This is a genomic window from Streptococcus canis, assembly GCF_900636575.1.
Lineage (GTDB): Bacteria > Bacillota > Bacilli > Lactobacillales > Streptococcaceae > Streptococcus > Streptococcus canis.
Genome location: NZ_LR134293.1, coordinates 1 through 15,733 on the forward strand (window position 1 = coordinate 1; position 15,733 = coordinate 15,733).

Here is a 15,733-nt window from a genome sequence, read left to right on the forward strand (position 1 = left end):
AGGTACAACAAAATTGTAGATAACAAAATCTTCCAGAGTCAGTGAACTTTGGAAGATTTTAATATACCTTGTTATTGGGCGCTTACGTTATGACTGCTAAACAAATTCAAGAACTCCAAAAACGAAATGCTCTTACAAAATCAAAAGTCTATCTAGATTATACATCTAGATAGACTTTCCAAGCATGATGCTTGAACATATTGAATACTCTATTTAGGTTGGAGAGAGATAATTAAACATAGAGCATTCACACCGTAAAAACGGAGAAAGTTTAATGACATTTCAGGTCATAGGTCAAAAGATTTAATCCTCTTTTTTCTTAGAACCATACATAAGAGTGCTTATTAACAAAACAATTATTCCAAACAACGATAGATGAGTATTGATCTCGCCAGTAGAAGGAAGTTCAACAACACCATCTGCTTCAACTTCAGCTTTCTTATCTTTGCCTGCTTGGGCGGCATCTTCGGCTGCTTTCACGGCTGCTTCAGCTGCGGCTTCTGCGGCATCTTGGGAATCTGGTTTGCCGTTGCTATCCGCATCGTTGACGGTTACTTCTGATGTCGTTACTTTGATCAAGACGTGCTTTCAACGCTTCTTTGACTGGGCCTTCTGGTAAGCCTATCGACTAACGGAGTTGCTGTACCTTTCTTCTCAGTTGTGACATCGTTCAAGCCATCTACGGCTGATTTCTCATCTGGATTAACAACCATCTGCTTCAACTTCAGCTTTCTTATCTTTGCCTGCTTGGCGGCATCTTCGGCTGCTTTCACGGCTGCTTCAGCTGCGGCTTCTGCGGCATCTTGGGAATCTGGTTTGCCGTTGCTATCCGCATCGTTGACGGTTACTTCTGATGTCGTTACTTGATCAAGACGTGCTTTCAACGCTTCTTTGACTGGGCCTTCTGGTAAGCTATCGACTAACGGAGTTGCTGTACCTTTCTTCTCAGTTGTGACATCGTTCAAGCCATCTACGGCTGATTTCTCATCTGGATTAACAACACCATCTGCTTCAACTTCAGCTTTCTTATCTTTGCCTGCTTGGGCGGCATCTTCGGCTGCTTTCACGGCTGCTTCAGCTGCGGCTTCTGCGGCATCTTGGGAATCTGGTTTGCCGTTGCTATCCGCATCGTTGACGGTTACTTCTGATGTCGTTACTTGATCAAGACGTGCTTTCAACGCTTCTTTGACTGGGCCTTCTGGTAAGCTATCGACTAACGGAGTTGCTGTACCTTTCTTCTCAGTTGTGACATCGTTCAAGCCATCTACGGCTGATTTCTCATCTGGATTAACAACACCATCTGCTTCAACTTCAGCTTTCTTATCTTTGCCTGCTTGGCGGCATCTTCGGCTGCTTTCACGCTGCTTCAGCTGCGGCTTCTGCGGCATCTTGGGAATCTGGTTTGCCGTTGCTATCCGCATCGTTGACGGTTACTTCTGATGTCGTTACTTGATCAAGACGTGCTTTCAACGCTTCTTTGACTGGGCCTTCTGGTAAGCTATCGACTAACGGAGTTGCTGTACCTTTCTTCTCAGTTGTGACATCGTTCAAGCCATCTACGGCTGATTTCTCATCTGGATTAACAACACCATCTGCTTCAACTTCAGCTTTCTTATCTTTGCCTGCTTGGGCGGCATCTTCGGCTGCTTTCACGGCTGCTTCAGCTGCGGCTTCTGCGGCATCTTGGGAATCTGGTTTGCCGTTGCTATCCGCATCGTTGACGGTTACTTCTGATGTCGTTACTTGATCAAGACGTGCTTTCAACGCTTCTTTGACTGGGCCTTCTGGTAAGCTATCGACTAACGGAGTTGCTGTACCTTTCTTCTCAGTTGTGACATCGTTCAAGCCATCTACGGCTGATTTCTCATCTGGATTAACAACACCATCTGCTTCAACTTCAGCTTTCTTATCTTTGCCTGCTTGGGCGGCATCTTCGGCTGCTTTCACGGCTGCTTCAGCTGCGGCTTCTGCGGCATCTTGGGAATCTGGTTTGCCGTTGCTATCCGCATCGTTGACGGTTACTTCTGATGTCGTTACTTGATCAAGACGTGCTTTCAACGCTTCTTTGACTGGGCCTTCTGGTAAGCTATCGACTAACGGAGTTGCTGTACCTTTCTTCTCAGTTGTGACATCGTTCAAGCCATCTACGGCTGATTTCTCATCTGGATTAACAACACCATCTGCTTCAACTTCAGCTTTCTTATCTTTGCCTGCTTGGGCGGCATCTTCGGCTGCTTTCACGGCTGCTTCAGCTGCGGCTTCTGCGGCAATCTTGGGAATCTGGTTTGCCGTTGCTATCCGCATCGTTGACGGTTACTTCTGATGTCGTTACTTGATCAAGACGTGCTTTCAACGCTTCTTTGACTGGGCCTTCTGGTAAGCTATCGACTAACGGAGTTGCTGTACCTTTCTTCTCAGTTGTGACATCGTTCAAGCCATCTACGGCTGATTTCTCATCTGGATTAACAACACCATCTGCTTCAACTTCAGCTTTCTTATCTTTGCCTGCTTGGGCGGCATCTTCGGCTGCTTTCACGGCTGCTTCAGCTGCGGCTTCTGCGGCATCTTGGGAATCTGGTTTGCCGTTGCTATCCGCATCGTTGACGGTTTACTTCTGATGTCGTTACTTGATCAAGACGTGCTTTCAACGCTTCTTTGACTGGGCCTTCTGGTAAGCTATCGACTAACGGAGTTGCTGTACCTTTCTTCTCAGTTGTGACATCGTTTCAAGCCATCTACGGCTGATTTCTCATCTGGATTAACAACACCATCTGCTTCAACTTCAGCTTTCTTATCTTTGCCTGCTTGGGCGGCATCTTCGGCTGCTTTCACGGCTGCTTCAGCTGCGGCTTCTGCGGCATCTTGGGAATCTGGTTTGCCGTTGCTATCCGCATCGTTGACGGTTACTTCTGATGTCGTTACTTGATCAAGACGTGCTTTCAACGCTTCTTTGACTGGGCCTTCTGGTAAGCTATCGACTAACGGAGTTGCTGTACCTTTCTTCTCAGTTGTGACATCGTTCAAGCCATCTACGGCTGATTTCTCATCTGGATTAACAACACCATCTGCTTCAACTTCAGCTTTCTTATCTTTGCCTGCTTGGGCGGCATCTTCGGCTGCTTTCACGGCTGCTTCAGCTGCGGCTTCTGCGGCATCTTGGGAATCTGGTTTGCCGTTGCTATCCGCATCGTTGACGGTTACTTCTGATGTCGTTACTTGATCAAGACGTGCTTTCAACGCTTCTTTGACTGGGCCTTCTGGTAAGCTATCGACTAACGGAGTTGCTGTACCTTTCTTCTCAGTTGTGACATCGTTCAAGCCATCTACGGCTGATTTCTCATCTGGATTAACAACACCATCTGCTTCAACTTCAGCTTTCTTATCTTTGCCTGCTTGGGCGGCATCTTCGGCTGCTTTCACGGCTGCTTCAGCTGCGGCTTCTGCGGCATCTTGGGAATCTGGTTTGCCGTTGCTATCCGCATCGTTGACGGTTACTTCTGATGTCGTTACTTGATCAAGACGTGCTTTCAACGCTTCTTTGACTGGGCCTTCTGGTAAGCTATCGACTAACGGAGTTGCTGTACCTTTCTTCTCAGTTGTGACATCGTTCAAGCCATCTACGGCTGATTTCTCATCTGGATTAACAACACCATCTGCTTCAACTTCAGCTTTCTTATCTTTGCCTGCTTGGGCGGCATCTTCGGCTGCTTTCACGGCTGCTTCAGCTGCGGCTTCTGCGGCATCTTGGGAATCTGGTTTGCCGTTGCTATCCGCATCGTTGACGGTTACTTCTGATGTCGTTACTTGATCAAGACGTGCTTTCAACGCTTCTTTGACTGGGCCTTCTGGTAAGCTATCGACTAACGGAGTTGCTGTACCTTTCTTCTCAGTTGTGACATCGTTCAAGCCATCTACGGCTGATTTCTCATCTGGATTAACAACACCATCTGCTTCAACTTCAGCTTTCTTATCTTTGCCTGCTTGGGCGGCATCTTCGGCTGCTTTCACGGCTGCTTCAGCTGCGGCTTCTGCGGCATCTTGGGAATCTGGTTTGCCGTTGCTATCCGCATCGTTGACGGTTACTTCTGATGTCGTTACTTGATCAAGACGTGCTTTCAACGCTTCTTTGACTGGGCCTTCTGGTAAGCTATCGACTAACGGAGTTGCTGTACCTTTCTTCTCAGTTGTGACATCGTTCAAGCCATCTACGGCTGATTTCTCATCTGGATTAACAACACCATCTGCTTCAACTTCAGCTTTCTTATCTTTGCCTGCTTGGGCGGCATCTTCGGCTGCTTTCACGGCTGCTTCAGCTGCGGCTTCTGCGGCATCTTGGGAATCTGGTTTGCCGTTGCTATCCGCATCGTTGACGGTTACTTCTGATGTCGTTACTTGATCAAGACGTGCTTTCAACGCTTCTTTGACTGGGCCTTCTGGTAAGCTATCGACTAACGGAGTTGCTGTACCTTTCTTCTCAGTTGTGACATCGTTCAAGCCATCTACGGCTGATTTCTCATCTGGATTAACAACACCATCTGCTTCAACTTCAGCTTTCTTATCTTTGCCTGCTTGGGCGGCATCTTCGGCTGCTTTCACGGCTGCTTCAGCTGCGGCTTCTGCGGCATCTTGGGAATCTGGTTTGCCGTTGCTATCCGCATCGTTGACGGTTACTTCTGATGTCGTTACTTGATCAAGACGTGCTTTCAACGCTTCTTTGACTGGGCCTTCTGGTAAGCTATCGACTAACGGAGTTGCTGTACCTTTCTTCTCAGTTGTGACATCGTTCAAGCCATCTACGGCTGATTTCTCATCTGGATTAACAACACCATCTGCTTCAACTTCAGCTTTCTTATCTTTGCCTGCTTGGGCGGCATCTTCGGCTGCTTTCACGGCTGCTTCAGCTGCGGCTTCTGCGGCATCTTGGGAATCTGGTTTGCCGTTGCTATCCGCATCGTTGACGGTTACTTCTGATGTCGTTACTTGATCAAGACGTGCTTTCAACGCTTCTTTGACTGGGCCTTCTGGTAAGCTATCGACTAACGGAGTTGCTGTACCTTTCTTCTCAGTTGTGACATCGTTCAAGCCATCTACGGCTGATTTCTCATCTGGATTAACAACACCATCTGCTTCAACTTCAGCTTTCTTATCTTTGCCTGCTTGGGCGGCATCTTCGGCTGCTTTCACGGCTGCTTCAGCTGCGGCTTCTGCGGCATCTTGGGAATCTGGTTTGCCGTTGCTATCCGCATCGTTGACGGTTACTTCTGATGTCGTTACTTGATCAAGACGTGCTTTCAACGCTTCTTTGACTGGGCCTTCTGGTAAGCTATCGACTAACGGAGTTGCTGTACCTTTCTTCTCAGTTGTGACATCGTTCAAGCCATCTACGGCTGATTTCTCATCTGGATTAACAACACCATCTGCTTCAACTTCAGCTTTCTTATCTTTGCCTGCTTGGGCGGCATCTTCGGCTGCTTTCACGGCTGCTTCAGCTGCGGCTTCTGCGGCATCTTGGGAATCTGGTTTGCCGTTGCTATCCGCATCGTTGACGGTTACTTCTGATGTCGTTACTTGATCAAGACGTGCTTTCAACGCTTCTTTGACTGGGCCTTCTGGTAAGCTATCGACTAACGGAGTTGCTGTACCTTTCTTCTCAGTTGTGACATCGTTCAAGCCATCTACGGCTGATTTCTCATCTGGATTAACAACACCATCTGCTTCAACTTCAGCTTTCTTATCTTTGCCTGCTTGGGCGGCATCTTCGGCTGCTTTCACGGCTGCTTCAGCTGCGGCTTCTGCGGCATCTTGGGAATCTGGTTTGCCGTTGCTATCCGCATCGTTGACGGTTACTTCTGATGTCGTTACTTGATCAAGACGTGCTTTCAACGCTTCTTTGACTGGGCCTTCTGGTAAGCTATCGACTAACGGAGTTGCTGTACCTTTCTTCTCAGTTGTGACATCGTTCAAGCCATCTACGGCTGATTTCTCATCTGGATTAACAACACCATCTGCTTCAACTTCAGCTTTCTTATCTTTGCCTGCTTGGGCGGCATCTTCGGCTGCTTTCACGGCTGCTTCAGCTGCGGCTTCTGCGGCATCTTGGGAATCTGGTTTGCCGTTGCTATCCGCATCGTTGACGGTTACTTCTGATGTCGTTACTTGATCAAGACGTGCTTTCAACGCTTCTTTGACTGGGCCTTCTGGTAAGCTATCGACTAACGGAGTTGCTGTACCTTTCTTCTCAGTTGTGACATCGTTCAAGCCATCTACGGCTGATTTCTCATCTGGATTAACAACACCATCTGCTTCAACTTCAGCTTTCTTATCTTTGCCTGCTTGGGCGGCATCTTCGGCTGCTTTCACGGCTGCTTCAGCTGCGGCTTCTGCGGCATCTTGGGAATCTGGTTTGCCGTTGCTATCCGCATCGTTGACGGTTACTTCTGATGTCGTTACTTGATCAAGACGTGCTTTCAACGCTTCTTTGACTGGGCCTTCTGGTAAGCTATCGACTAACGGAGTTGCTGTACCTTTCTTCTCAGTTGTGACATCGTTCAAGCCATCTACGGCTGATTTCTCATCTGGATTAACAACACCATCTGCTTCAACTTCAGCTTTCTTATCTTTGCCTGCTTGGGCGGCATCTTCGGCTGCTTTCACGGCTGCTTCAGCTGCGGCTTCTGCGGCATCTTGGGAATCTGGTTTGCCGTTGCTATCCGCATCGTTGACGGTTACTTCTGATGTCGTTACTTGATCAAGACGTGCTTTCAACGCTTCTTTGACTGGGCCTTCTGGTAAGCTATCGACTAACGGAGTTGCTGTACCTTTCTTCTCAGTTGTGACATCGTTCAAGCCATCTACGGCTGATTTCTCATCTGGATTAACAACACCATCTGCTTCAACTTCAGCTTTCTTATCTTTGCCTGCTTGGGCGGCATCTTCGGCTGCTTTCACGGCTGCTTCAGCTGCGGCTTCTGCGGCATCTTGGGAATCTGGTTTGCCGTTGCTATCCGCATCGTTGACGGTTACTTCTGATGTCGTTACTTGATCAAGACGTGCTTTCAACGCTTCTTTGACTGGGCCTTCTGGTAAGCTATCGACTAACGGAGTTGCTGTACCTTTCTTCTCAGTTGTGACATCGTTCAAGCCATCTACGGCTGATTTCTCATCTGGATTAACAACACCATCTGCTTCAACTTCAGCTTTCTTATCTTTGCCTGCTTGGGCGGCATCTTCGGCTGCTTTCACGGCTGCTTCAGCTGCGGCTTCTGCGGCATCTTGGGAATCTGGTTTGCCGTTGCTATCCGCATCGTTGACGGTTACTTCTGATGTCGTTACTTGATCAAGACGTGCTTTCAACGCTTCTTTGACTGGGCCTTCTGGTAAGCTATCGACTAACGGAGTTGCTGTACCTTTCTTCTCAGTTGTGACATCGTTCAAGCCATCTACGGCTGATTTCTCATCTGGATTAACAACACCATCTGCTTCAACTTCAGCTTTCTTATCTTTGCCTGCTTGGGCGGCATCTTCGGCTGCTTTCACGGCTGCTTCAGCTGCGGCTTCTGCGGCATCTTGGGAATCTGGTTTGCCGTTGCTATCCGCATCGTTGACGGTTACTTCTGATGTCGTTACTTGATCAAGACGTGCTTTCAACGCTTCTTTGACTGGGCCTTCTGGTAAGCTATCGACTAACGGAGTTGCTGTACCTTTCTTCTCAGTTGTGACATCGTTCAAGCCATCTACGGCTGATTTCTCATCTGGATTAACAACACCATCTGCTTCAACTTCAGCTTTCTTATCTTTGCCTGCTTGGGCGGCATCTTCGGCTGCTTTCACGGCTGCTTCAGCTGCGGAAACTCTTAGAGCAACTATACTATCAGTTATAATCTTAACTGCATCATCTACTTTATCTTGGCTTGTAAAACTATCGTTTACTACTACTTGACCTTTTTTGATAGAATCATCGTAAGCCGTTTGTTTTGTTTTATCTGCATTAACATATATATCAGTTAACTTCAAATTAGAATCATTATCTAAAAGTCGTTGTAATTCTTCTTTCTCAACCTTTTTATAAGTATAGGTAATAGTTTGAATACCTGAATTGAAATTAATTGTGTTACTGTCCTGATATCCTACTGCAGTAGGAGCATTAGTCCTCTTAAATGTATAATTAGGTAACATCAATTTATCCGACAAATCTAGAGATTGATAAGTCAGACCTGAGTATAGCTTTTCTTTAATAACATTTCCAGTTGAATCATCAACATACAATAATTTTATATAGCTACCACCTGAAGAATACTCAAACCTAGTTAAATCAAATTGTTGTAAATTTGTTCCTGACCCAGTAGAAGCAAAAATCGCAAAGCCCAACTCTTCTCTTCCCTTAGCCTGGTTAGTAGTTAGTCTACTTTTATCTAAATAGGTTTGAATATTTTTTGTGAATATTTGTCCATCATATGTCACTGTCATAGCCTTTGATTGTCCATTATAATCAACAATCACATTTTTAAATTCGTTATTATGCGGTTGTGACTCTAATCTTCGAGCATCTTGCAACAATGTAATTGCTTTTCCACTAGCATCTGTGCCATAAAAGGCACCAAAAGCCCCATTTTGATATCCACTAAACTTAGGATCCGCTCCTGCTTTCTGATTTACATTAGGGTTTGAGGTATTATGCCATGTGTCTAACTTAAACCCAAAAGAATTTGGAAGGCCACCTAATCCAATACTCGCTCCTGATAGTCCAATTGTCCCTGGTGCAGTTGAAGTAAAAGCAAAAGAAACTCCATCTCCACCGCTTCTTCCACCAACGTTGTATCCTTCATATTTATCACCTAAACTTAATCTACCTTCTAGTCTAAAAGATTCATTCATATCAATTCTTTTATTCAAAAGTAAACTTCCAGCTTGACCTGAAACATCTTCAGTTAGTACAACAGGATTTTGGTCATCACCATGTGCTGTTCCTCTAACTTCAAAGTGGTCAACCATATTATTTTTAGTGACAATTAGATGAGCTTTATCCACATACTCAGCAGATCCCAATGGAAACTCTTGACTACTAGATTCTCTATCAGATAAATTTAATGAACGACGTGACCTTACTTTTGGTTTATCTACACTATCTCTTGAAGGTAACTGATATTTATCTGAGTACTCCTGCTTGTTTGGAGTATCCTGAAGGGTATATACCGTATCCTGTTCTTCCTTATTTTGATGTTCACCAGATACTTCGCTTCCCCTATTATTATCAACACTAGCTTTCTCCAAACTTTCATCAGCATCATCTATAGAACGCATTGTATTTACAGGAGGTACAGTAATATCTTTTTCACTTACAGTTTCTCCCAAATCATTAACTTTATCTGTATCTTCTGATGAGATATTAGAGTCTTCACTGATACCAGATTCCGAAATTTTAACCACATCATCAGGATTTATATTTTCTGTATGACCTGCTGAAACTACAGTATCTGAATTAATTGTATTGTCCACTGAGGTTACTTCAGCCGCTTGTGTTACCTCTGCACTCATAGCACTTGACTCATCCGCCAAAACAGAATGACTATTCATTCCTAAAAATAATAACCCGACTAATACAGAAGCAGCACCAAACTTAAACTTCTTAATCGAAAAGCGTTGTTTCGTCTGTGAAGCATCGTATTGTGTCCCTCTTGCCTTACTAAACATACGTAGTCTCCTTTTTTATTTTGTATATTTTTATACAAAATTAAGTCTACCTGTTTAGGAGTTTGATTAGAATATCTCTATTTATTTATATTTTCTCATGTGTTTTTTTTTTTTTTTCTAATAAAGCGTATTTAATTTTTTTGATCATTTTTGGTATTTTTAACTTTTAGAGGTGATATCGATTGACTTTCTTAGAATCTTTTTTAGAATTATTACTATAAATCAAAAAGAGGAGGTGCTCATCATAAACTCTTTACTGTTAAAATCATTACATAGCACTTTAAAATTATCTATTACCGTTTGTGACAGATCCTTTACAGTTCTAACAGAGTATAAATCAGATAAAACCGTTTCTCTTTATTATGACCATCATCTTATCTTAAATGAGTTTAGTAAAACCAAAGAGAATTTCTTATTTCACTATGGGTTTATGGGAGAATTGTTCCTTGCTCTTCGCACAGACAATCACTACGTCATTATTGGTCCTTGGAGGAGTAATGCCATTGATCCTTTACTCTTTAAAAGGAAAATGAACGAAGCTCATATTGAGAACGATGAACAAAATTATTTCTTTGAGAAGTTGGTTCAACTTCCTTTCTTCCCCCTCAGTCAAATTAGAGAGCTACTTATTTTAGTTAACTATTGTTTAACTGGGAAAATTGAAGATTTGTTGTCAGCCCCTTTACATCACTATACAAAAGGGTGGAGCAATGCTTTTGATTTAAATAAAATCAAACAGTTGTCTGTCGAAAATAGTAATACCTATACTTATCAATACCAGTATGAAACTAGGATTTTACAAGCTGTTAAATCTGGGAAGGAAGAGCTTTTAAGAGAAACTGTAAGTCAATTAAGCAATGCCGTTTCTGCTACGTTAAGTGGCGATGAATTACGGTCCGAGAAGAATTACTCTATTATGATTTATGATCGTTTAGCTCAAGGAGCTGTTCACTCTGGCCTTGATATTGAGACAGCCTATCAATCGCGAGATCGCTTTGTTACAGAAACAGAACAAGCTCAATCATTACACGCTGTTTTGAAGTTACGCGATACAGCTATTCTATTTTACACTCAACAAGTGTCGGGGATTAAACAAAAACTAGTATCACAATATTCTCAAACAGTTATTGGGGTTATTCAATATCTTGAAAATAACCTCAATCGAGCTATTAAGACTGCGGAAATAGCCAGACAGTTTCACATGAGTGAATCTAAATTACGAAAGTTATTTAAACAAGAAAAGCACATGACCATTCTACAATATTTTCTTCATTTAAAAATTGAAGTGGCTAAACAGTTATTAGAGGAAGGAAAAACATTGGCTCACATTGCGGAATTACTCCAATTCTCAACATCAGCTAATTTTTCACGTACCTTCAAAAGAGTGGTTGGGATCAGTCCATTAAAGTATGCGCAGCAAAATAATTTGGCGAGTCAGCAGACCAGTAAAGGACAGACTCAAAAAGATCCAGAGGAGAGCCACTGATGACAGGCTCCTCTCTGGATCTTTTTCTATATAAAAAAACTCTATAACTACTGCCAATGGTATCACCCACTACAATTGACAATGGCAAAATAAATGGAAACTTACTATTATCCCATTCAATGATATACCTAATGTTATAAAATATTCATTTCAACTAATTCGATATGCTACATAGTTGGTTTAAACTAATTTCTGTATTATGGTTTACGTAAACTTATTAAAGGTATATAATTAAGTTGTTGTTTGCTTTCAATTACCTCTCAATCGTCATTAGATTTGATAAATGAATGTTTCTCATATGGGAAAGGATGATTAAGTTGAAATTTTTACGATTTATGATTGGTATCAATATTATGGCTTTAGCTGTTGCCTTATCCAAAGTCTCACAATTGGGAACTTCTCCTATTGCCTCTATTCCCAATGTTCTATCAGAAGTATGGAAACAATCGATAGGGTTATACATGCTGTTGTTTATGCTTTTTTTGATTATTCTACAAATAATAATTGTTGGTCATCAAATAAATAAAGTTAAGCTTTTCAATATTTGTATTCAAATGTTCCCTGGCGCTATATTTGGATATTTTATCAATTGTTATGTTAACCTTTTGAAAATACTTCCTCCATTTGACAATTATTTTTTAAAGATTAGCTTACTATTGATTAGTATAGTTATTTTAGCGCTGGGTGTAGTTATTGAAGTTAAAGCAGATTTTATTTTAATGCCTGGAGAAGGATTACCTCAAACAATAGCAAAGCATTTTCACTTACCTTTCGCAAAAGTCAAACTGTGGTCAGATTTATCCATGGTGTTCACGGCTTTAATCCTTTCGTTTCTATTATCGAGACCCTTTTTGGGAATACGCGAAGGGACACTTCTTGCAACAGTATTCACAGCTCCTTGTGTGTCAATGATTACATATAGCCTTGACAAATTAAAGTAGTATGCTACTAACAATTCATAGATTTAAACCTTTCTAGTATGATGTTTGGGTTAAAAAAATAATCAACAAAATGCTACTTTACTAATTATTCTACTGATTCCAAAAAGTTGGACAATAATTAGTGAAAGAACTTTGGACATATCAAGCAATAATAGACAAAAAGTTAAGCTAATTAAAGACTATTTCTTTCAGACTCTATTCCTCTTGTAATATCTTATTTTCCAAGTTTTTTCTCAAATTGAGCATGACCATGACAAAGAGCGCTCCCATGTCTTGGGAACGCTCTTTCTTCATCTATTTCATATTCTTGAAACCAACGAAACCATTTGGATGAATTCCTAAAGCTTCTCCAACGATTTTTACAGACTACTCCGCCTCAAGAAAACTTTAACAACAGCTAATTTAAACGCCTTATCAAATGTTTTCTTGACTTGATTATTTTCCTCGTTTCCACTTAATTTTGTGTCCACATTATTTAACCAGGTCCAATCCCAAAAGTTAGATTTTCTGTCTAACTTTTGAGATGCAAGTCATTATTTAGTTGGGGGAATATTTTTTAAGAACTAGTTATTTATCTAGTAAAGCTTTTATATCTGCAGAAAGTGTTTCTTCTATGATAACCTTTGGATTGTCATTTCCCTCTTGTTTGATCTCTCCGCCTATTGAAAAATCATGAAGAAAAGCATCTTGCTTAATTTCAATGGTGTGGACATGTTTACCTTTAGTTGCAATGTTTTTACCAACACTAAGATTTTCTATCTCACCGCCAGGTTGTAGGGATAAAGCAATTGCCTTAAGGGATTGAATTTCACCTTTTACTAAGGAATCTCCAACATCACCAGATGTAGTAATAGAATCTTCAATAATAATCTCTCCCACTGGTTTTGAAAACTGCATTCCAATTGAACCATCTCCGTAAGTAGTAATTGACTTAAATGAGGCAAAATCTATTGTACCATCATATTGATTAAACCCCCGTGCTCCTGAGCCGTAAGTCACAACTGCATCATTGGCTTGAAAACGATGCACTGTCCCAAAATTGACAAATCCAATGCCAGAAGTTCCAAAGCTTTCAATAGGTTTTTCTGTAATCCAGCTATCCACTTCACCCCATACATCTAAGACCATATCGTTTACACCATAGGTGGTAACTGTTCCTTGAGAGTGAATTGATTGAGCATGAGCGCCGGTTAAAATGAATATTCCTCCTGTAATCATATTAGGCTGACCAAAAGGAATCATACCATTTGAATAAATATCTTTAGTTACTAATTCCTTAACTTCTACAGAACCACCTGTTTCATTAAAACCTGCAATAAAAACACCTGATCCTAATACAGGGGCATTCTTACGACCAATTGAAACGTTTTTAATATCGGCTGATATGGTTGATGCACTGTCTTGATTATAATTAAAGATAGTTAAAGCCCCTTGTTGGACGACGACTCCATATTTTAGTGGCTTTTCGGAACGATTTCTGGAGTCGCTAAATGGGATGTCTAAGTCATCAATAATCAGTTCCATAGTTTTATTTGGTGCGCGTGTTAATAGTTGAACCTGACCAGTTACTGTGAGCTTCTCTAAAGTCATTGTAGATAAATCTTCGTCACTTGATGAAATGTAAATCGCTCTTTGGTTAGAGATGCTTTGAATAATTAAGTCTGAAAGCTTATTATTTTTTGTTAAAGCAATCCCATCACTATTTGGAAAACTTAACATGGTTCCTTTATCTCTAGAACCATGAATACTTACTCCCGCTGAAAGTGTCACAGAATAAGGAATAAGGATAGATGAAGCGACATAAATATCATTGTTTTCAATTTTTATTGCTTCGATGAATTCAGTTAAATTATTAACTTGATTTACCATTGTAATACCTCCAACTATTTATGGTAATAATATAGCGCTTAGCTTAAGAAAAGTAAAATAAAAAATATTATTTCAATATTATGTAGTCAAAAACATATTATTTTTAAAATATTGAATGAAGTAACATGATAGCACTATATAGTATTAAATAAAGGATAGTTCAATGAAGTAAGTAGGATTTATAAAAAAAGACGATAGTTTTTCTTTATCGCCTCTAGTAAACAATTTTATGAAATTTTTATTTTACAAGCTACAATTATAATACTACCTTCTTCCATTTTCTGATTTTTGTTCTGAAAGTTCCAAAAGGTGCAACTGTATTAACATGAATAAACTTATATACTTCCCAAGTCGCTGTTTTAGTCGCCTGATCAGCCCATTCTCTCATATGTGGTTTAAATAATTCTTCCTGACTTAGTGCATCAATCATGGCATAAATAGAATTAATGTTTTTATTTAGTTTGGCTTTTAGCTCTTGTAGAGATAATTGAGCGTAAGTATCTGTGAACCATTGATACAAGTCGCCTAGTTGATTCCATTTAAAGTTATCTGATGGCGTATTAACTTGAAGTCCATTTCTTTCATCCTCTTCCCATTTAAGAATCAAAGTTGTCCATCCAACCTGATAAGCAAGATTCTCAGCTGGAGTTCTATCAACTTCATCAACTCTTTTATCTTTTAAGGTTTCCGGAATATTATTAAATTCTGAAATATATTTCTCAAATGCTTTACTTATTTCTTTTTTCAGCTCTTCTTTATTTTCGTATGTTCGCAAAAAAATCACCTCCATTCTGATTTATCAGTACCCTAAATTAAACAGATCTTATTTTCTCCTTTACCTCTTCAAAAAATATTATATTTCTATACCTTTTACGAATGAAGCTTTTAAAAGGCAGTGACTATTCTCAGAAATATTCTGATTGTAAACAAGATTATATCTATTAACAACCACGAACTCTCTTCTTTTCTATTATTATACTACTTTTCTCTAAATGTTAAAATAAGGATATTATTTTACTGATTTAAAAATACTAACTTTAAAATATGTAGTATCAACATATAGAACTCACACTTCTATCGACCATCTTGGTGATATCAGAAAATCAAAAAAGTGGGGGCAAAACTATTCCCACAGACACCCTACCTGTCAGAACATTTTGCACCCCCTCTGCGTATGTGGGAATAAATTTTATACTTTACCGCTATCAATCCAACTACCTCACTTCAGATTGTTTGATTGATACTTCACCAAAAAATTCAAAAAAGGCTTGAAATCAAGGCTTTTCTAAACCCTGAAACGGTGGGCTTTATCCCTCTCTCACCAGCAGTCCGACTACCTCCACATGATGCGTATTTGGTAATATCACATTATTTAACGATTTGACACTATTTAACGATTACAATGCTGAGAGCCAAACTCAACTCCTCTAAAAAGTTTTATTTCCTCAATGCTATCCATAAGATCACCAAAAAATCCTTGAAATTTGCTGATTTCAAGGATTTTATTACGTTAAATTGTATCAATTAACTTCTTCTTATTTCTGTTGCTACTAATTTAATCATGTTATTTCCTACTATTTCTTTTGAGTCATGCCCTTTTATTATAACATAGAAGCTTAAAAATGGGACAGCACGGGTTAAGGTAGAACTTAAATGACCCCTTTTTAGCCTTTGCAGGACTTTGAGAGAAGTTACCAATTTAGTTTACAAATTGCAAAAGCATTAGCTGGTGCTTTCCTCAAAAGAA

Annotated in this window: 7 protein-coding genes and 2 pseudogenes; 2 read left to right on the top strand and 7 right to left on the bottom strand. The window is 40.6% G+C overall.

What is annotated here, in order from left to right:
* Positions 1-303: 303 nt before the first annotated feature.
* The 5 genes and pseudogenes from EL097_RS11150 to EL097_RS10745 all read right to left on the bottom strand — a co-directional run bounded on the left by EL097_RS11150 (position 304) and on the right by EL097_RS10745 (position 9,690).
* A complete protein-coding gene (locus tag EL097_RS11150) occupies positions 304-579 on the bottom strand; it encodes an LPXTG cell wall anchor domain-containing protein (protein ID WP_232013341.1) in 276 nt (91 codons plus the stop codon).
* Complete coding sequence (locus tag EL097_RS11155; RefSeq protein ID WP_408641187.1) at positions 576-1,388, bottom strand: GA-like domain-containing protein; 813 nt, start codon at positions 1,386-1,388, stop codon at positions 576-578. The genes EL097_RS11150 and EL097_RS11155 overlap by 4 nt, the downstream gene beginning before the upstream one ends.
* Positions 1,357-2,548 (bottom strand): annotated as a pseudogene (locus EL097_RS11160) (GA-like domain-containing protein); the annotation flags it as partial. The pseudogene EL097_RS11160 and the gene EL097_RS11155, both read right to left, overlap by 32 nt.
* A gap of 40 nt (positions 2,549-2,588) precedes the next feature.
* A pseudogene (locus EL097_RS11165) lies at positions 2,589-2,672 on the bottom strand (hypothetical protein); the annotation flags it as partial.
* A 37-nt stretch (positions 2,673-2,709) separates the two neighbouring features.
* The gene (locus EL097_RS10745; protein WP_232013343.1) at positions 2,710-9,690 is read right to left on the bottom strand and encodes a GA-like domain-containing protein; all 6,981 of its coding nucleotides are present in this window, start codon (positions 9,688-9,690) and stop codon (positions 2,710-2,712) included.
* Between the two features lie 241 nt (positions 9,691-9,931).
* Between EL097_RS10745 and EL097_RS00050 the strand changes: the two genes are divergently transcribed.
* Together EL097_RS00050 and EL097_RS00055 are read left to right on the top strand one after the other, a co-directional pair.
* On the top strand, positions 9,932-11,176 hold the full coding sequence (locus EL097_RS00050; RefSeq protein WP_025195529.1) for a YSIRK-targeted surface antigen transcriptional regulator: 1,245 nt from the start codon (positions 9,932-9,934) through the stop codon (positions 11,174-11,176).
* A 317-nt stretch (positions 11,177-11,493) separates the two neighbouring features.
* Complete coding sequence (locus tag EL097_RS00055; protein WP_001872998.1) at positions 11,494-12,117, top strand: YczE/YyaS/YitT family protein; 624 nt, start codon at positions 11,494-11,496, stop codon at positions 12,115-12,117.
* Between the two features lie 567 nt (positions 12,118-12,684).
* On the opposite strand, the gene EL097_RS00060 is transcribed toward EL097_RS00055, so the two are convergent.
* Together EL097_RS00060 and EL097_RS00065 are read right to left on the bottom strand one after the other, a co-directional pair.
* On the bottom strand, positions 12,685-13,986 hold the full coding sequence (locus EL097_RS00060; RefSeq protein ID WP_003047216.1) for a hypothetical protein: 1,302 nt from the start codon (positions 13,984-13,986) through the stop codon (positions 12,685-12,687).
* Positions 13,987-14,242: 256 nt separating this feature from the next.
* Positions 14,243-14,761 (bottom strand): ClbS/DfsB family four-helix bundle protein, encoded by a 519-nt coding sequence (locus tag EL097_RS00065; RefSeq protein ID WP_003047214.1) that lies wholly within the window; start codon positions 14,759-14,761, stop codon positions 14,243-14,245.
* Positions 14,762-15,733: the final 972 nt, after the last annotated feature.